The sequence below is a fragment of the Aeromonas sp. 600948 genome, from assembly GCF_049174875.1.
Classification (GTDB): Bacteria; Pseudomonadota; Gammaproteobacteria; order Enterobacterales; family Aeromonadaceae; genus Aeromonas; species Aeromonas veronii_A.
Window position 1 is genome coordinate 175860 of record NZ_JAAKTY010000003.1, and the last position, 17747, is coordinate 193606.

Sequence of the window (17747 nt, forward strand, 5' to 3'; positions counted from 1 at the left end):
AAACGCCGGGTGGCGGATGGATCAGAGGGGGATTGAGCGGATGGCCAGCAGAAAAACGCAGCGTCCCGGGTTTAGCTTCCGGGGCGCGAGCATCATCAGATGCCCTGACGCTCGGAGAGGACGCAACAAGTGGGGCCAGCGTGGCTGGCCCCTTGAACGGTCGTTAGTGCAGCAGGATGCGCGTCAGTTGAGTTCGGGAGTCGTGTCGATGCGCGGACGCAGCTCCCAGCGCACCGGATGCGCTACTCCGACCTGATGAACAAACTGCACCAGATAGCGGCGCTGGGGTGGAGTGCAGTGCACATTGAGCACCAGCTCTCGCCCGCCGCTGCGACCCGGTTTCATCGATTGCATCGGTTGCAGTCCGGCCGGTTGCAGGGTGTGGCTCACCATATCCAGCACCTGCTCCATATCGGCGCGATCCTCGCAGCGGATCTGCAGCCTATAGTGGTGCTGGCGCGGTTTGCCGCCCAGCCAGCGTGGCAACATGCCGCGCCCCAGCTTGCTCAGCAGGGGGTGAGCCCGGGGTGCAACAGAACCTGTTGCGACCGCGCGATCCGCAGCCGGTTTGATTGAGATAAAACGCATAGCAGCCTCCTTGTGGGAAGCAGAAACTATGCAGGCAAGGTGTCATGGCAAAGCCAGATCACCTGACGTCAAGTGTAAAAAGGGAGAAGAGGGGAGTGGATTTCCGCTTCTCGCAGGGTTGCGAGCATGCGGCAGAGAAAGACCTGCGGCTAGCTCGCGACCTTGGTACCGACGATGAGGGTCGGTCTACAACTGTCACTTGATGAGTTGCCCACTGATGGTCTCCGCTGTGTTAAGAACGGCAAAATGGTACTCATCCAGAGCGGTGAGGTAAAGCCTTATCGGCCTTCCAGCAACATTTAGATACAAGTTTGTCAATAATGGGGCCGACTGGCTACCTCCATAAGCATCAGGGAGCGACGATAGCCATCGCCGCGCGATGACGCCCCGCTAGCAGGACCGCCCCTGTCTTGCGCGACCTGTTACTTCAGCCCCAGGCGCTTGAGGAGCATGGCGGCCGGGCAGAAACCGGTGAATGCGCTCTGGATCAGGTTGACCCCGACAAAGGCACTCAACCAGACAAAGCCCGGATGAACCCAGGTGGTAAGGATCAGCGAGAGCAGCAACATGCAACCCGCGACGATTCTGACGCCGTTATCTACTGTCATGGTCTTTCTCCTTATCTACTTTAGATGTTGCTAATTTAGTGTTGTTTTATACAATAGAACAAATATCAGCAATTGCTAATTTACTCTTATGAGCCAATTCGACGAGATGAACAGACATGCGACAGCCGCCGCCTCCCTGCTCAAGGCGTTGGCTCATCCCGAACGCCTGATGGTGCTCTGCCAGCTGGTGGAGGGGGAGAAGGGGGTCGGGGAGCTGCTGGCCCATAGCCAACTCGGGCAGTCGGCCTTCTCCCAGCAACTGTCGGTATTGAAGCGCTACGGCCTGATCCGTTCGCGCAAGGTCTCCCAGCAGATCTACTACTCGCTGGTGAGCGAGGCGGCCGCCGATGTGTTGGGCGCGCTGCAAACCCATTTTTGTCACTCAGAAAATAAGGAATCTTGATGATGGAAAGCCAATGGCTGCTCTCTTTGGGCGGTGGCATGCTGGCGGGGCTGTCGGCCCTGATCCTGATGTTGTTCAACGGCCGGGTGGCCGGGATCAGCGGTATTCTGGCCGGTGCGCTGCAACACCGTGCGCCGTGGCGGGTGCTGTTTCTGCTGGGGCTCGGGGCGGGTGCCTGGTTGGCGCTGAACCTGGGCTGGGCCCGCATGCCCACATTCACCACGCTGCCCGGCTGGCCCGTTGTGCTGCTGGCCGGTCTGCTGGTCGGCATCGGTACCCGTCTTGGCAATGGCTGCACCAGCGGCCACGGCATCTGTGGCATGGGGCGGCTCTCCCTGCGCTCCATCGTCGCCACCCTCACCTTTATGGCGGCAGGCTTTATCACCGTCTTCGTCACTCATCATCTGCTGTAAGGGGCTGATCGCCATGAAGTTGCTGACAAGTTTGTTTGCGGGCCTGCTGTTTGGACTGGGGATGGCCATCTCCGACATGGTGGATCCCGCCCGGGTCACCGGTTTTCTCGATCTGGCAGGCACTTGGGATCCCAGCCTTGCCTTCGTGATGGGGGGCGCCCTGCTGGTCTTTATGCCGGGTTATTTTCTGCTGGTGAAACCCCGTCCCCTGAGCCTGCTGGGGGAACCAATGGCCCGGGTTCCCGCTCCCGTGCTGGATCGCCGCCTGATTGGCGGGGCTGCGCTGTTTGGTATCGGCTGGGGATTGGTGGGCATCTGTCCTGGGCCTGCTCTGAGTCTCATTTCCAGCGGGCAGCCCATGATCATGTTGTTTATCGCGGCCATGGTGGCCGGGATCTTGCTGTTTGACAGAGGGCTGGCCAGGGTGCTGACCAAGGCGCCAGCTCGGGGAAAGGATAAGGTGCGCCAGTCCCATACCGCCTGATCCCGTGAAGTGACTGATGATGCCAGGGAAGGAGAGTAATGATGGAAAAGATCCGGTTGCTGGGGATCACCTTGTTGGTGATGACATCGCAGGCCATGACATCCGCCCTGGCCGCGGAAGGGGAGCCAGAGCCCTTGCTGACAGTGGCGCCACTGCCGGTGACCGACTGGCTGACGCTGGATGGCACCGTCAGTGCCATCCATCAGGGGACGGTGGCGGCCCAGACCAGCGGTCGGGTCTCCCGCATGCTGGTGGATGTGAACGATCAGGTGCAGGCCGGGCAACCCCTGCTGGAGATCAGCGGCAAGGAGCAGTTTGCCGTCGTCACGGGGGCGCAGGCGCGACTGGCCCGGGCACAGGCCCAGCAGGTGGAGGCAGAGCGCCAGCTTGCCCGCTTTCAGGCACTGATCGCCAAAGGGGTGATCACCCGCGCCCAGCTCGACAGTGCCCAGGCGACGGATCGCGCCGCTCGCGCAGAGGTAAACGCTGCCGACGCAGCCCTCACTCAGGCCCGGGAGGCCTACGGTTATACCCGCATTCTGGCCCCCTACGCCGGGGTGGTGACCAAGCGGCTGGTGGAGTTGGGGGAGACGGTGTCTCCCGGCACGCCGCTGCTCTCCGGCTTCTCCCTCGACACCTTGCGGGTGGAGGTGGAGTTGCCCCAATCCGCCCTGACGCTGGCTCGTGAACCTGCGGATGTGCAGGTGCTGCTGCCAAATGGCAACACCGTTACCCCCCTCAAACTGACCCGCTTCAACTATGCCGACAGCCAGAGCCACGCCTTCAGGCTGCGCCTCGACCTGCCGCCGCAAACCGCCGGGGTATTGCCCGGCATGTGGCTCAAGGTGCAGCTCAAGCAGGGTGAGCGTCAGGTGCTGCAAGTACCGGATCGCGCTCTGCTGCGGCAAGGGGAGTTCAACGGCGTCTATCTGCAGCAGCCCGCTGGCTGGGCCCTGACGCCGGTGCGGGTAGGGCATTGCTTTGAAGGGCAGTGCGAGATCCTGGCCGGGCTGCAAGCCGGTGACAAGCTGGCTCCCGATGCCTGGGCGCAGCAGGAGGAGGTGGCCCATGAGTAGCGAGCTGAACGGCAACAAGGAGAGGCTGGGGCCTGCCGGTCGGCTGGCGGCGCTGTTTCAGGGCTCGGCCATCACCCCGCTGCTGGCGTTGGTGGGGCTGCTGATCGGTCTGTTTGCGGTGCTGGTGACTCCCAAGGAGGAGGAGCCGCAGATCGATGTCACCTTCGCCGATGTCTATATCCCCTTCCCGGGCGCCACGCCGGCAGAGGTGGAGTCTCTCGTCACTACCCCTGCCGAGCAGGTGGTCTCCCAAATCAAGGGGGTCGATACCCTCTACTCCTTCTCTCGCCCTGATGGCGCCCTGCTGGTGGTGGTGTTCAAGGTGGGGGTGAGCCGCGAGCAGGCCATCGTCGATCTCAACAACCAGCTCGACTCCCATCGTGACTGGCTGCCACAGGGGATCGGGGTGGGTCAGCCACTGGTAAAACCCCGGGGGATCGATGATGTCCCTATCGTCAGTTTGACCTTATGGAGCAAAGAGGGGAGCAAGCAACTGGGGGCTCCCGAGTTGACCCAGGTCGCCCATGAGCTGGAGACCGAACTCAAGCGCCTGCCCGGTACCCGCGATATCTATAGCCTGGGCAGCCAGCGTGCCGTGCTGCGGGTGATGCCGGATCCGGCGGCTCTCAGCGCCCACGGCATCAGCTGGGGCGAGCTGAGCCAGCGACTTGCCGCCGCCAATCAGGTGGGCAGCGAGCAGGCCGTGGTGCAGGACAACAGTGAGATCAAGGTGCAGGTGGGGCAGTTCCTGCAAAGCGAGCAGGAGGCCCGCGAGTTGGTGGTGGGGCTGCACGACGGCAAGCCGGTCTATCTGGGGGATGTGGCCAAGGTCTCTCTGGGTCAGGAGACCCCGACCAAGCGTAGCTGGATGGGGCAGGGGGATCGCAGCTATCCGGCGGTGACCCTGGCCATCGGCAAGCAACCGGGCCAGAACGCGGTCGAGGTGGCCAAGCGGGTGGAAGCACGGGTCGAGAGCCTCAAGAATCGACTTATCCCTGCCGGGGTCGAGGTGACGGTGACTCGGGACTACGGCGTCACCGCCGAGACCAAATCCAACACCCTGATCGGCAAGCTGATTTTTGCCACCACGGCGGTGGTGCTGCTGGTGCTGGTGAGCATGGGCTGGAGCGAGGCGCTGGTGGTGGGGGTAGCCATCGTTATCACCCTGGCACTGACCCTGTTTGCCAGCTGGGCCTGGGGTTTTACCCTCAACCGGGTGTCGTTGTTTGCGCTGATCTTCTCCATCGGCATTCTGGTGGATGATGCCATCGTGGTGGTGGAGAACATCCACCGCCATCGTGGCCTGGGCAAGGGTTCCCTCAAGGAGCTCATTCCGGGGGCGGTGGACGAGGTGGGCGGGCCGACCATACTGGCGACCCTGACCGTGATCGCGGCCCTGCTGCCGATGGCCTTTGTCAGCGGGCTGATGGGCCCCTACATGAGCCCCATCCCCATCAATGCCAGCATGGGGATGCTCATCTCCCTGCTGGTGGCCTTTATCTTCTCCCCCTGGCTGGCGAGTCATTTGCTCAAGGGTGAGGTGCACGGTGCCCACGGCGAGGTCAAAGTGGGTCTCTTTCAGCGACTGATGACCCCTTTCCTGATTGGCGCTGGCGCCAGGAGTGCGAGACACCAGCTCTGGCTGACCATCCTGCTGCTGGTAGCGGGCGCCGCCGCCATGCCCATGGTGCAGTGGGTGGTGCTCAAGATGCTCCCCTTCGACAACAAGTCGGAATTCCAGCTGGTGCTCGACATGCCGGAGGGGGCGACCCTAGAGCAGACCGAGCGCACCCTGCTGGCGGTCGGGCGGGAGCTTGCCAAGGTGCCCGAGGTGAAGGATTACCAGATCTACGCCGGCACCGCCGCCCCCATCAACTTCAACGGGCTGGTGCGCCACTACTTCATTCGCAGCGGTGCCAACGTGGGGGATATTCAGGTCAATCTGGTGGACAAGCATGAGCGCCATCGCAGCAGCCACCAGATTGCCCAGTCGGTGCGGGCCCCGCTGCAGGCCATTGCCAGCGCGGTGGGTGGCAACCTGAAAGTGGTGGAGGTGCCGCCCGGCCCACCGGTCTGGTCACCCATCGTCGCCGAAATCTATGGCCCGACTCAGGCCGCCCGTGAAGCAGCCGCGCGCGCCGTACAGGCCCGTTTTGTGGCGACGCCGGATCTGGTGGACGTGGATATCTATCTGACCGACCCGCAGCCCAAGTGGCGGTTGGTGGTGGATCGCAGCAAGGCGGCCCGCTTCGGGGTCGCTCTCGGGGATCTGGTGAACACCCTCAATGGCGGGGTGGGTTATCAGGATGCCAGCTGGCTGCAGGGGCACGGCGCCAAGTATCCGGTGCCGATCCGCATCGAGCTGGCCCCCGGTGACAAACGGGATCTGGCGGGCGTGCTGGCCCTCAAGGTGCGCAGCCAGAGCGGCCAGCTGGTGCGGGTCTCCGAGCTGGTGAGTCGCCGTGATGAGGTGGCTCCCAGCTATATCATGCACAAGAACATGCAGCCCATGGTGATGGTGGTGGCCGACATGGGTGGCCATACCGACAGCCCGCTCTACGGCATGTTTAGCGCCGGCGCCGATATCGATCTGCCCCAGTATTACGTGCAGCAGCCCGACAAGCTGGGAGAGGTGGCGCTGTTGTGGGACGGGGAGTGGAAGATCACTTACGAGACCTTCCGCGACATGGGCATTGCCTACGGGGTGGGGATGATCCTCATCTACCTGCTGGTGGTGGCCCAGTTTCGCTCCTATCTGGTGCCGCTCATCATCATGGCCCCCATTCCGCTCACCCTCATCGGGGTGATGCCGGGCCACGCCCTGCTGGGGGCCCAGTTTACCGCCACCTCGATGATCGGGATGATTGCTCTGGCCGGGATCATCGTGCGCAACAGCATCCTGCTGGTGGACTTTATCGAGCAGCAGCGCAGCGCCGGAGTGGCGTTCGAGCAGGCGGTGATCGAAGCGGCACAGGTGCGGGCCAAACCCATCATGCTGACGGCGCTGGCGGCGATGATCGGGGCCCTGTTTATCCTCGATGATCCCATCTTCAACGGACTGGCCATCAGCCTGATTTTCGGGATCCTGGTCTCCACTTTGCTCACCCTGGTGGTGATACCCTTGCTCTATTATGCCCTGCTCTCCCGACGCTCATGACGGGAGTCACTAGCGAAAGGATGCGCGATGAAGAGAGGTTGGTTGTGGTGGGGAAGTGGCGCCGTGGTGGCGGTGGCGGCTGTGGCATGGTGGTGGCGACCGCAGCCGACGCCGATCAGGCTGGCTGAGGTCGGGCGGGGGGATGTGCTGGTCACCGTGGTCAACACCCGGGCTGGCACCATCAAGTCGTGTCAGCGGGCCGGACTCAGTCTGCCCGGTGGCGGCGTGGTGGAGCAGATCGCCGTCAAGGCTGGGGAGCGGGTAGCCCGGGGAGATCTGCTGCTGACCCTCTGGAGTGACGACATTCACGCCGATCTTGCCCGTGCCCGTGCCCAGCAGGCCCTTGGCAAGACCCAGCGCGAGGAGCGTTGCAGCGAGGCGGCCTACTACGAGCGGGAGGCCAACCGGCTGGCCACCTTGCTGGCCAAAAATCTCACCTCCCGCACCCTCGCCGAGCAGGCCCAGAATCTGGCCGATACCCGCCGCTATGTCTGTCAGGCATTCCGTCAGCAGGAGCGGGTCGACGAGGTGCAGGTCGCCCAGGTGGAGGCTCGCTTGAGCGAGCGTCGTCTGCTGGCGCCGTTTGCCGGAGTGGTGGCGGAGGTCAACAGCAAGTTGGGCGAATACATGACTCCCTCACCGCCCGGAGTGGCCATGCCTCCGGTGATCGATCTTATCGACGATCGCTGTCTGTATGTCTCAGCCCCCATCGATGAGGTGGATGCTGCCCGCCTCAAGGTGGGCCAGTCTGCCCGGGTGCTGCTCGACGCCATGCCCGGGCGCGATTTTGCCGCCACCGTCACCCGTATCGCGCCCTATGTGAAGGAGCTGGAGAAGCAGGCCCGCACCGTGGAGGTGGAGGCGGCGCTCACTGCCCTGCCCACCGATGTCCCCCTGCTTATCGGCTACAGCGCCGACCTTGAGGTCGAAGTGACCCGCGCCACCGATGTGCTGCGGGTAGCGGCCAGCAGCCGGGCCGACGATGGTAGCGTGTTGCGGCTGGAAGGGGATAAGCTGGTGCGGGTGGTGCCCCGTTGGGGCGTGGAGAACTGGAACTGGATTGAAGTCGCCGAGGGACTCGCCGTCGGTGATCGGCTGGCAGCCCAGCCCGGACAGATTGTCGGGGAGGGCCCTTTCAGCGCCGCCACGGAACAAACGGATGAGTGATCTCATTCGCCTCGAGGCCGTCAGCCGTCGTTTCACTCTGGGGGGGAGCGAGGTGGCCGCCCTCGATCGCGTCTCCCTGCGGGTTGCCGAGGGGGAGTATCTGGCGGTGATGGGCCCCTCGGGCTCCGGCAAATCGACACTACTCAATGTGCTGGGGCTGCTGGATCGGCCAGACGAGGGGCGCTACTGGCTGGGAGGGGAGGACACCGCCACCCTGTCAGAGCCGGCGCTGGCCCAGCTGCGCGGTCATCGCATCGGCTTCGTGTTCCAGTCGTTTCACCTTATCTCCCGCCTCACCGCCCGTGAAAACGTCGAGCTGCCGCTGATGTTGTGCAGGATCGCCCCCGCCGAGCGCCATCGCCGCAGCCAGCAGTTGCTGGGGGAGCTGGGGCTGGAGAACCGGGCCGGACACCGCCCTGCCGAGCTTTCCGGTGGTCAGCGTCAGCGGGTAGCCATCGCCCGTGCCATGGCGATGGCGCCGCGGCTGATCCTGGCCGACGAGCCCACCGGCAATCTCGACTCCCGCTCCGGGGAGGAGGTGATTACCCTGCTGGAGGGGCTCAACCGGGAGCAGGGGATCACGCTGGTGGTAGTGACCCACGATCCGCGCCTTGGTGAGCGGGCGGGCAGGCGGATCCTGATGAACGATGGCCGCATCAACATTGATAGCGGCGGTGGCTGAATGCGGCGGCCCGATGTGATCCGCTTTGCCGCCGTGGCGTTATTGCGTCAGCGTTCACGGGCGCTGGTTTTGATCCTGGCGGTGAGTCTGAGCGTCACCTCCGTGCTGCTGCTCACCGCGCTGGGGGAGGGGGCGAGGCGCTATGTGGCCGACCAGTTCAGTTCCCTTGGCAAGGATCTGCTGGTGATGTTCCCGGGCCGCAAGGAGACCACCGGCGGGCTGCCGCCGGTCACTGGCAACAGTCTGCGGCAGATCACTCTCGATGATATGCACTACCTTGGCCAGCACCAGCCAAACGTGCGGCTGGTGCCGTTGGTGATGGGCTTTGCCGAGGCCAAACAAGGGGCGCGGCTGCGCCAGACTATGCTGCTTGGCAGCAGCAACGGGCTACGCGATACCCACGGGCTGGAACTGCTCTCCGGCCGCTGGCTGCCAGGGGATGCCGCAGAGGATCGACCGGCCGTCCTGCTCGGGGCCAAGGTGGCCCGTGAGCTGTTCGGTCAGGCCGATCCGGTCGGTCAGTGGCTGCGTTTTGACAATCGCCGCTTTCGGGTGGTGGGGGTCTTCACCAGCCAGAGCAGCAATCTGGGGATGGATATGGCCGAGGCGGCGCTGATCCCGGTGGGTAGCGCCATGCGGCTGTTCAACACCGAGGGGCTGTTTCGGCTGCTGATCCAGCCGCTGGCGGGACAAGCAGTGCCCCCGCTGGTCAAGCGACTGGAGCAGCTGATGCAGGCGCGCCACGGGGTGCTCGATGTAACCGTGGTGCGCCGTGACGCCATGCTGGCCACCTTCTCCACCATTCTCTCGACCCTCACCCTGGCAGTTGCCGGCATCGGCGCCATCAGCCTGCTGGTCTCCGGCATCATGATGATGAATCTGGCGCTGATCAGCACCCGCCAGCGCACCGGCGAGATCGGCCTGCTCAAGGCGCTGGGTGCCGATAGTCGCCAGATCCGCCAGCTGTTTTTGTGGGAGGCGCTGCTTCTGAGCGGCAGTGGCGCGCTGTTTGGCACTGTGTTGGGCTATGCCCTGGTTGGCCTCGCCGGAGTGATTTGGCCCGGATTTCCGGCGGCAGTCCCTCTGCTCGCTACTTTCTGCACCATACCGGCGGCCCTGCTGACCGGGATGTTTTTTAGCTGGCTGCCCGCCTCCCGTGCAGCACGGCAAGATCCGGTCAGCAGCCTGCGCTGCGGGCAGTGGAGCGGTGGCTGATGCGCGCCGCTGATCTGTTGTTCTGGCTCTGGCGTGCCTTGCTGGCGGGGCGCAGTCGCAGCCTGCTGTCGGCGCTCGGCATTGCCATCGGGATCGCCTCGGTGACCCTGCTCACCGGCATCGGCGAGGGGCTCAGGCTCTATCTGCTCGACAGCTTCTCCCAATTTGGCACCCGGTTGATCGCCGTGACCCCGGGCAAGACCGAAACCGCAGGCGGCCCGCCCGGCATCCTCTCCAGCAGCCGTCCCCTGCTGCTGGAGGATGCCGATGCCCTAGCCAGATTGGCAGGGGTAGAGGCGGCGCTCCCTGTGGTGCAGGGGCAAGGGGAGGTGCGCAGCCGCGGATTGACCCGCAGCACTGCCATTCTGGGCACAGGTTCGGCGGCGCTCTCCGGCTGGCGACTCACCCTGGTGCTGGGACGTTTTCTGCCCGCGGACGACAGTGCCATGCCCCGCGCCTATGCGGTGCTGGGGGCCAAGGTGGCGGCTGAGTTGTTTCCCGGCGGAGATGCGCCGGGCAGTCTGCTGCGGGCCGGTGATCGCCGTTTTCGGGTGGCCGGCGTGCTGGCGCCCAAGGGGCAATTTCTCGGCTTTGATCTGGATGACATGATCTATCTGCCCGCCGCTCACGCCCAGGCGCTGTTCAACAAGGAGGGGCTGCAGGAGATCGACGTCATCTATCGCGCCGGGCAGATGGAGGCCGATATCACCGCCCAGATCCGGCGGGTGCTGATCGCCCGCCACGGCGCCGAGGACTTCACCCTCACCTCCCAGCAGGACATGCTGACCAGCCTCGACAAGATCCTCTCCATCATCAAGCTGGCGGTTGGCGGGCTCGGCATTATCTCGCTGCTGATCGGGGCGGTCGGCATCTTCAGCATCATGAGCATCGCCCAGCAGGAGCGGATCCCTGAAGTGGGCTTGCTGATGGCGTTGGGTTGCCCACGGCGGCGCATTCTATTGTTGTTCCTGCTCGAAGCCGTGGTGTTGGCGCTGCTGGGCGGGGCCATGGGACTGGCCCTGCTCGGGGGGCTCAAGCTACTGCTCACCCTGCTGGCGGCCGGCTTGCCACTCACCCTCCATCCTCTCTATCTGCTGCTGGCGCTCGGTTGCAGCGCTCTGGTGGGTCTGCTGGCCGGGGTCGCTCCTGCACTGCGGGCAGTGCGTCTCGACCCCGTGGTGGCCCTGCGCGGTGACTAGGTCGCCCCTTCCGCAAGAGGCGCATTACGCTCGGGTCTGAGCAGAGGGGGACTAGGCGACCACCTCCGAAACCGACAGGCTGCGCTCAGATCTGAACAGGGGGAAGTAGCGGCGATCCGCCTGACTCATGTGGCCGACTACCAGCTCCTGAATGATGAAGTTGAGCAGCTCGTCGTTGCCCAATGTCCCCGCTTTGGCGGCGTGCAGCAGTTGGCTCGCCTTGTTGAGCAGGCGCTGGTGATCCTGACGGTGGCTGACGAGTTCCCGATAGTCTATCTCCGCCAGCATCTGCTCTTCAAAGGCGAAGTGGTGACGAGCCATGTCGAACAGGCTCTCCAGACTCTCCAGAAACGGGGCCGGATCCTCGTGCTGATCTTTCATCCGCTCCAGCAGCCGGTTGGTCAGCACGAAGAGCTGGCGATGCTCGGCATCGATGCGCGGGTGACCGCACTCGTGGCCGGGTTGCCACAGCAGGGCGCCCTGCTCGGGATCAAGGCCTTCGGTATAGAGGCAGACCCGGCCGCGGCCGCGATTCTTCGCCTGATACATGGCCTGATCGGCGTGGTGCATCAGGGTCTTGGCATCCTCCCCGTGCTCGGGGTAGAGCGCCAGCCCGATACTGCTGGAGATGAGCAGCTCCTGCCCCTCCAGCTGGAACGAATGGCGCAGCTGCTGGTGCAGCTTGTCGGCTACTGCCAGCACTTCGTCGCCGGTCTCCGGCAGCAAGATAACGAACTCGTCGCCCCCCAGCCGTGCCACCAGATCCTGTTTGCGCACGCAGTGGCTCATCCGCTCGGCCACCATATTGAGCAGAATATCCCCGGTCTCATGACCGAAGGTGTCGTTGATCGGCTTGAAGTGATCGAGATCGATAAACATCAATGCCAGCGGACGGGGCGTCTCCTGCTCCATCAGCTCCTTGAGCCGTTGCTGCAGCAAGCGGCGATTGGGCAGCCCGGTGAGGGGGTCGTAGAAGGCGAGGCGGCGCATCATCTCCTCTCGCGCTGCCCGCTCGGTGATATCCCGGGTGACCCCGAGGATCGCCTCCGGCTGGGCATTGTGGTTGCCATGGAGGGTGGTGATGGTTTCGGTCGCCACCAGATGGCCATCCTTGTGGCGCAGCTGGGTGCGAATGACCCGGCGAGTCTGGTCATGCTCCCCCCGCTGCCAGGCCTCCAGGGTGGCGGAGATCTCCTCGCGCAGCAGTTGCCTTGAGGCATCCGGCAGCAGCTGTTTGAGGGGCAGGGCAAACAACTCGGGGGCTTCGTAGCCGCTCAGAGGGGCTATGGCCGGGCTGACGTAGCGAAAGCGCAAGCTGGCGGCATCCATGGTCCAGATCACATCGGCGCTGTTCTCCGCCACGAAGCGATAGTGCTGCTCGCTCTGGGCCAGTTCACGGGTCAGCCGCTGGCGATCCCGCGCCTCCTCACGCAGGCGCAGATAGAGGTGCAAGAAGATGCCGAGCAGGGTCATCAGGGTAAAGGTGATAAGCATGGCCACCGCCACGCTCTTGTCGAGCAGTTGCCGTTGCTGGCGCAGCCGCTCCTGCGCCGGGTCGTAGATAAAGCGGTCGAGGTTGGGCAATACCGTGAGCATGCCCGCCTCCAGATAGGTTTTGGCGATCTGCAGCCAGCGCTCCTGCTGCATGTAGCCAGGTTCGATCAGATCTGGCTGCATCAGCTCTCTGGTTTCGCGAGCCTCGAACTCCAGCTGTTCACGGCCAGCCCCGGTCGGGTACTGCTCCATGATCAGGTTGATCATCTCGTCGGGGTGGTCCATCGCATAGCGCCACCCCTTGAGGCTGGCCTGCTGGAAGGCGTAGACCCGATCCTGTCGGGTGATCAGCTCCCGTTCGGAGGTAAACAGGTTGTCGCCGTAGAAGTCGAAGTCGATGGTGCGCGGACTGAAAACCCGATAGGGGATCCCTTTTTGTTGCAGATAGAAGGGCTCGGTAGTGCTGTAGGCGCTGATGGCATCCACCTTGCCCGCCAGCAGTGCCTGTATCCCCTGTTTGTATGGGAGGGTTACCCAGTCGCGGCTGCGGGTCTGGTGAGAAAGGTAGGTCAGCAGCTCATTGGAGCCAGGCTCCAGCATCAGTCGCTTGTTGGCCAGATCGGCCGGGTTGCGAATATCTGGCCGATCCAGCGTGAGCAGAACCAGCGGCGAGTGCTGCAGCAGGGCGGCGAGCACCACCACCGGACGACCGGCAGCCCGATCCAGCAGCAGATCACTGCCGCTGATGCCAAACTGGGCCTTTCCCGAGATCACCTCGCTGACCACATCGGTGCGGGAGTCCGCTTCACGCAAGGTCACATGCAGACCGGCCTCCCGATAAAACCCTTTGGCGATGGCTGCGTAGTAACCGGCAAACTGGAACTGGTGCTGCCACGGCAACTGGACGATGACCTGCTCGCCGGCTCGCACGGGGGAAGAGGTCAGGGTCGTGATGACCATACTGACCAGCATTGGCATAAACCAGCTGAGGGGCTGGCGGGGGGCTGCGTTCTCCGTCATACAACCTTTCTCTCGGGAGCGGTGTCTAGGCTAGATTCAAGCAATTTTGTGTCACCTGCAAGGGGAGAAAAGGCGTTTGCAATGGGGTATAGGGGGGTTGGAAAGTCATTTTTGTGTCGTTCATCACACGGGATGGATACATGCCGTTTTTTTGCAAGTTATGTGACCAATAAGAGAGTCATATGGCCTATCGAAGTGGTCGCATTCTAGCCACTTTTTCCCATTTTTATCGTTGTCATTGTGGCTTGACTGCATTTTTTCCGTGGTTGCACGTCAAGCTGTGTCGTTATATCAATAGATACTTTTATGGGGCAGTCAGGTGTGACGCAAATGTATCGCGGCTGCTGCGCACCGGTTAATGTGCGATGGCTCAGTGATGGTACCCCGTCAGTGTTATCATGCTGCCCCCAGTTCCGGATAAGGTCTTTTTATGTCCCGCTTGCGTCTGCTTGTCTCCGACTCTCACGATCCCCTGTTCAATCTGGCCGTTGAGGAGTGCATCTTCCGCCAGATGGACCCCGGCCAGCGGGTGCTGTTCCTCTGGCGCAATGCCAATACCGTGGTGATTGGCCGTGCCCAGAACCCGTGGAAGGAGTGCAATACCCGCCGCATGGAAGAGGACGGGGTGACCCTGGCGCGTCGCAGCAGCGGTGGCGGCGCCGTGTTCCACGACCTTGGCAACAGCTGCTTCACCTTCATGGCGGGCAAGCCGGAGTATGACAAGAGCGTCTCCACTGCCATCGTGCTGGACGGGCTCAAGCGATTGGGGATCGAGGCGTTTGCCTCCGGTCGCAACGATCTGCTGGTGGCCACCCCGGACGGGGAGCGCAAGGTATCGGGGTCGGCCTATCGGGAGACTCTGGATCGCGGATTCCACCACGGCACCCTGCTGCTGGACGCCGATCTCGGCCGCCTTGCCAACTACCTCAACCCCGACCCCAAGAAGCTGGCGGCCAAGGGGATCACCTCGGTGCGCAGCCGGGTGGCCAATCTGTGCGAACTGCTGCCGGGGATCGACCATCAACAGGTGAGCAAGGCGCTGCAGGAGGCCTTTTTCCACCATTACGGCGCGCGAGTTGAGCCCGAGCATATCTCCCCCGAGCAGATGCCCGATCTGCCCGGTTTTGCCGAGACCTTCGCCCGTCAGCGCAGTTGGGAGTGGAACTACGGTCATGCCCCGGCGTTCAGCCATCTGCTGGAGGAGCGGTTCAGCTGGGGCGGGGTGGAGCTGCACTTTGATGTGGAGAAGGGGGTTATCACCCGGGCGCAGCTCTTTAGCGATACTCTGGAGCCGGCCCCGTTTGATCTGCTGGCGGCCGAACTGGCGGGTTGTGGCTATCGACCGGACGCTGTTGCCGCGCGCCTGCAGCCCTGGCTGGCGGCCTTCCCGCAGCAGCAGAGCGAGCTGGCGGAGTTTGCCGAGTGGCTGTTGGCCTCCCTGCGTTGAGGGGGCGCTGTGCTGATGGCGGTCCGTTAGTGAGGGCGCTGTCAGCCAGGATGGGAGCAAGATCACGAAATCTAAAGAGGCGCCTCAAAGGCGCCTTTTTGCCAGCCCTTGTGATGGCTGATACATGACAAAAAGTAGGGTAGGCCATTAGATATTGTCACTGTCGGCCCCGCTGGCACAGGGGTATAACGGCCGCACATTTGCTGTACTAATGGTATAAAAATGAGTGACTTAGTTTATTTGCAAGACGAAAGCGTCAATGCCGTTCACCCCGATTTCTCCGCCCGTTTCGCCACAGTCAAAGCCAACTTTTTCTCGCGCAATCCCGATCTCTGGCCCGTTTTTCGCGAACCCGGATTTGCCACCCTCAACGAATTTCGGGCCCGTGGTCTGGCGCCGGATGCCCGCCTGAACGCCTGGCCTGATGGCCGTGCACGCCTGGCCGATCTCTGCGAGACCATGCCGGTGCCCGCCACCATGCGCACCCCGGGCGAGCCGATGGCCGAGCTGCTGTTTGCCGCCGCCCTGTCGAAGGATTGGGAGAATCCCTCCAGCGTCGAGAACGTCATCACCATGTCGGCGGATCCCGCCATCTACGGCGCCCAGCTGGGCATTCTGGCCAACCCCAATCTGGTCTACTCCGAATATGCCGGAGTGGCCGAGGAGCTGGAGAAGAAGGTGGTGCGCCAGATTGCGCTGCTGGCAGGCTATGACCCCGAGCGGGCCACCGGCATCTTCACCCAGGGGGGGACCTTCTGTAACCTCTACGGCTACCTGCTCGGCATTCGTAAAACCTTGCCGGAGGCCAAGCACAAGGGGCTAGGCCACTATCAGGATTACCGCATCATCAACTCCCAGGGCGGTCACTACTCCAACATTACCAACCTCTCTCTGCTCGGGGTCGACATCGAGAACAAGACCATCCGCATTCAGGTCGGCGAGAACAACGACATCGATCTCGACCACCTCGAGCGCACCCTGACCGCCTGTTTTGCCCTGAAACACGTGGTGCCGACCATCATGCTCACCATGGGCACCACCGACACCTTCGGGGTGGATCAGGTGAAACCCGTGTTCGAGCTGCGCAATCGCCTCTGCGAGCAGTTCGAGGTGGCGGTCAAACCTCACATCCACGTCGATGCCGCCATCGGCTGGTCGATGATCTTCTTCCTGGGTTACGACTTTGCCGCCAACCCGCTCGCCATCAACAGCGCCACTCTGGCGGGGATCGAGCGCAACGTGGCACGCTTTGCCGAGCTGAAATATGCCGACTCCTTCACCGTCGACTTCCAGAAATGGGGCTATGTGCCCTACACCTCCAGTCTGGTGATGATCAAGGAGCAGGATGACCTCAAGGCGATGGAGAATGACCCGGAGAACTTCTCCTACTTCGAGCGGGACATTCAGGGCCAGACCCACCTGCAATCCACCATCGAGTGCTCCCGCGGCGCGAGTGGTCTGTTCGGTGCCTATGCGGCGCTCAACTACATGGGAGTGGAGGGTTATCGCATCGTGCTGGCCCACTGCCTGCAAAACGCCAACTACTTCCGCTTCCGGTTAAGCCAGCTCGGCAACGTCAAGCTGGTGGCCCAGGAGAACCAGGGGCCCAGTGTCGGCTTCAAGATCTACAACCCAGAGTGGGTACAGGACCCCGAGGCGGAGTTCGCCTTCGAGCTGGCCCGCTCCAGCGATCCCGCCTACAAGGCGCGCCTGCAGCGCAACACCGACTATCACCGCAGCCTGTTCAAGGGGCGCGGCAAGGTGGGGCTCTACACCAACTGGGTGGAGGCGGTGGCCCATTCCGACTATGACGCACGTGGCAAATACTCCTACATCGCAGGGGAGAAGGCGGTCTTTATGAATCCTGCCTGCACCCGCGAGCAGATCGACGCCTTTATCGACCATATTCGCGGTTGATGGATGTTGCCCTGACAGCCGAGCGCAGCCTGTTATGGCAAGAAGCGGTCAGGGTACCTCGCCAACAGATAAACAAAGGGCAAGCCAATTGGCTTGCCCTGCTGTTTTTACAGCACTGTGCGTAATCAGTGGGGAAGGCCGGGTTCAGAGGGTCAGCAACTGCTCGTTTTCGACAATTTCGCACCCGGCGGGCAGTTTCGAGAGGGCGATCATGGCGCGAGCCACCTGACGGGCCTCGATGGCGCGCCAGCGGGCGAGCTTGCCCACCAGCAGCGGCCGAAACAGCGGGTAGATGGTCTGAAAGATCTGCTCGGAGAGGCGCGGTGGCTGGCGATCCCCGAGCAGCATGGCGGGCCGCACGATGGCGAGCCGTGGCCAGGATTGGGCCAACAGGGCCTGCTCCATCTCCCCCTTGGTACGAGGATAGAGAGCCGGGGAAGATGCGTTAGCCCCCATGCTCGAGACCACGATGAGCCGTTGACAACCGTGGCGGCGGGCCAGATCGGCAAAGGCGATCACATAGTCGAGATCGACCCGGCGAAACGCCTCGGCAGAGCCCGCCTCCCTACGGGTGGTGCCGAGGGCACAGAAGGCGATATCCACCGGGCGGGAGAGGGTGACGCTGGCCAGATCATCAAAATTGACCGGCAGCCAGTGGTGTGCCTCCTTGCCCGGCTTGCGACAGAGCAGGGTCAGTTCATGTTCGGCAGGCAGTTGCTGCACCAGTTCGCGACCGATCAGGCCGCTGGCTCCGGCAATCAGGATCCGGCTCATGGGGATTCTCCCTGTGTCATTCGATGGTGTTGATGCCATGGTGGCTGCTCATCAGCATCAGGCAATTTGCGAGCAGCTGCAATGGGGAGGAATGACTCAGTGT

Annotated in this window: 15 protein-coding genes; 11 read left to right on the top strand and 4 right to left on the bottom strand. The window is 63.1% G+C overall.

The genetic code is table 11. From position 1 onward, the window contains the following. Positions 1-183: 183 nt before the first annotated feature. Positions 184-588, bottom strand: a complete 405-nt coding sequence (locus G5182_RS03915; RefSeq protein WP_227340909.1) for a hypothetical protein — start codon at positions 586-588, stop codon at positions 184-186. Positions 589-1010: 422 nt separating this feature from the next. Next, the gene (locus G5182_RS03920) at positions 1011-1196 is read right to left on the bottom strand and encodes a YgaP family membrane protein (protein WP_201990468.1); all 186 of its coding nucleotides are present in this window, start codon (positions 1194-1196) and stop codon (positions 1011-1013) included. Positions 1197-1284: 88 nt separating this feature from the next. Between G5182_RS03920 and G5182_RS03925 the strand changes: the two genes are divergently transcribed. Genes G5182_RS03925 through G5182_RS03965 form a run of 9 tightly spaced genes read left to right on the top strand, consistent with a single transcriptional unit; the run spans position 1285 to position 10992 of the window. After that, positions 1285-1599 (top strand): ArsR/SmtB family transcription factor, encoded by a 315-nt coding sequence (locus G5182_RS03925; RefSeq protein WP_005338008.1) that lies wholly within the window; start codon positions 1285-1287, stop codon positions 1597-1599. Continuing rightward, the gene (locus tag G5182_RS03930; RefSeq protein ID WP_227340908.1) at positions 1599-2012 is read left to right on the top strand and encodes a YeeE/YedE family protein; all 414 of its coding nucleotides are present in this window, start codon (positions 1599-1601) and stop codon (positions 2010-2012) included. The genes G5182_RS03925 and G5182_RS03930 overlap by 1 nt, the downstream gene beginning before the upstream one ends. A 13-nt stretch (positions 2013-2025) precedes the next feature. Beyond that, complete coding sequence (locus tag G5182_RS03935) at positions 2026-2496, top strand: YeeE/YedE family protein (RefSeq protein ID WP_227340907.1); 471 nt, start codon at positions 2026-2028, stop codon at positions 2494-2496. Positions 2497-2537: 41 nt separating this feature from the next. Next, positions 2538-3572 (top strand): efflux RND transporter periplasmic adaptor subunit, encoded by a 1035-nt coding sequence (locus G5182_RS03940; protein WP_421254218.1) that lies wholly within the window; start codon positions 2538-2540, stop codon positions 3570-3572. Next, positions 3565-6729 carry an efflux RND transporter permease subunit gene (locus tag G5182_RS03945; RefSeq protein WP_421254200.1) on the top strand — a complete coding sequence of 1055 codons (3165 nt, stop codon included), beginning with the start codon at positions 3565-3567 and terminating at the stop codon, positions 6727-6729. Before G5182_RS03940 ends, G5182_RS03945 begins: the two co-directional genes overlap by 8 nt. A 27-nt stretch (positions 6730-6756) precedes the next feature. Then, positions 6757-7896 (top strand): efflux RND transporter periplasmic adaptor subunit, encoded by a 1140-nt coding sequence (locus G5182_RS03950; protein WP_227340905.1) that lies wholly within the window; start codon positions 6757-6759, stop codon positions 7894-7896. Beyond that, positions 7889-8578 carry an ABC transporter ATP-binding protein gene (locus tag G5182_RS03955; RefSeq protein WP_227340904.1) on the top strand — a complete coding sequence of 230 codons (690 nt, stop codon included), beginning with the start codon at positions 7889-7891 and terminating at the stop codon, positions 8576-8578. The genes G5182_RS03950 and G5182_RS03955 overlap by 8 nt, the downstream gene beginning before the upstream one ends. After that, a complete protein-coding gene (locus tag G5182_RS03960; RefSeq protein ID WP_227340903.1) occupies positions 8579-9793 on the top strand; it encodes an ABC transporter permease in 1215 nt (404 codons plus the stop codon). Continuing rightward, positions 9793-10992: an ABC transporter permease gene (locus tag G5182_RS03965; RefSeq protein ID WP_227340902.1), complete on the top strand. Its 1200-nt coding sequence runs from the start codon at positions 9793-9795 to the stop codon at positions 10990-10992. Before G5182_RS03960 ends, G5182_RS03965 begins: the two co-directional genes overlap by 1 nt. Positions 10993-11043: 51 nt before the next feature. On the opposite strand, the gene G5182_RS03970 is transcribed toward G5182_RS03965, so the two are convergent. Then, positions 11044-13506 carry a diguanylate cyclase domain-containing protein gene (locus G5182_RS03970; RefSeq protein WP_421254201.1) on the bottom strand — a complete coding sequence of 821 codons (2463 nt, stop codon included), beginning with the start codon at positions 13504-13506 and terminating at the stop codon, positions 11044-11046. Between the two features lie 430 nt (positions 13507-13936). Here G5182_RS03970 and G5182_RS03975 point away from each other — a divergent pair, with 430 nt between their 5' ends. Together G5182_RS03975 and G5182_RS03980 are read left to right on the top strand one after the other, a co-directional pair. Then, on the top strand, positions 13937-14953 hold the full coding sequence (locus G5182_RS03975) for a lipoate--protein ligase A (protein WP_244775083.1): 1017 nt from the start codon (positions 13937-13939) through the stop codon (positions 14951-14953). Positions 14954-15175: 222 nt separating this feature from the next. After that, positions 15176-16870 carry a pyridoxal phosphate-dependent decarboxylase family protein gene (locus G5182_RS03980; RefSeq protein WP_421254202.1) on the top strand — a complete coding sequence of 565 codons (1695 nt, stop codon included), beginning with the start codon at positions 15176-15178 and terminating at the stop codon, positions 16868-16870. A 144-nt stretch (positions 16871-17014) separates the two neighbouring features. Here G5182_RS03980 and G5182_RS03985 read toward each other — a convergent pair whose 3' ends face one another. Next, entirely contained in the window at positions 17015-17644 is a 630-nt protein-coding gene (locus tag G5182_RS03985) for an NAD(P)H-binding protein (protein ID WP_421254203.1), read from the bottom strand. Positions 17645-17747: the final 103 nt, after the last annotated feature.

Coding starts and splice junctions, on each gene's coding strand:
- G5182_RS03970 (WP_421254201.1), bottom strand. CDS start 13,506: ATGACGGAGAACGCAGCCCCCCGCCAGCCCCTCAGCTGGTTTATGCCA.
- G5182_RS03925 (WP_005338008.1), top strand. CDS start 1,285: ATGAGCCAATTCGACGAGATGAACAGACATGCGACAGCCGCCGCCTCC.
- G5182_RS03965 (WP_227340902.1), top strand. CDS start 9,793: ATGCGCGCCGCTGATCTGTTGTTCTGGCTCTGGCGTGCCTTGCTGGCG.
- G5182_RS03955 (WP_227340904.1), top strand. CDS start 7,889: ATGAGTGATCTCATTCGCCTCGAGGCCGTCAGCCGTCGTTTCACTCTG.
- G5182_RS03950 (WP_227340905.1), top strand. CDS start 6,757: ATGAAGAGAGGTTGGTTGTGGTGGGGAAGTGGCGCCGTGGTGGCGGTG.
- G5182_RS03930 (WP_227340908.1), top strand. CDS start 1,599: ATGATGGAAAGCCAATGGCTGCTCTCTTTGGGCGGTGGCATGCTGGCG.
- G5182_RS03975 (WP_244775083.1), top strand. CDS start 13,937: ATGTCCCGCTTGCGTCTGCTTGTCTCCGACTCTCACGATCCCCTGTTC.
- G5182_RS03920 (WP_201990468.1), bottom strand. CDS start 1,196: ATGACAGTAGATAACGGCGTCAGAATCGTCGCGGGTTGCATGTTGCTG.
- G5182_RS03960 (WP_227340903.1), top strand. CDS start 8,579: ATGCGGCGGCCCGATGTGATCCGCTTTGCCGCCGTGGCGTTATTGCGT.
- G5182_RS03915 (WP_227340909.1), bottom strand. CDS start 588: ATGCGTTTTATCTCAATCAAACCGGCTGCGGATCGCGCGGTCGCAACA.
- G5182_RS03985 (WP_421254203.1), bottom strand. CDS start 17,644: ATGAGCCGGATCCTGATTGCCGGAGCCAGCGGCCTGATCGGTCGCGAA.
- G5182_RS03940 (WP_421254218.1), top strand. CDS start 2,538: ATGGAAAAGATCCGGTTGCTGGGGATCACCTTGTTGGTGATGACATCG.
- G5182_RS03945 (WP_421254200.1), top strand. CDS start 3,565: ATGAGTAGCGAGCTGAACGGCAACAAGGAGAGGCTGGGGCCTGCCGGT.
- G5182_RS03980 (WP_421254202.1), top strand. CDS start 15,176: ATGAGTGACTTAGTTTATTTGCAAGACGAAAGCGTCAATGCCGTTCAC.
- G5182_RS03935 (WP_227340907.1), top strand. CDS start 2,026: ATGAAGTTGCTGACAAGTTTGTTTGCGGGCCTGCTGTTTGGACTGGGG.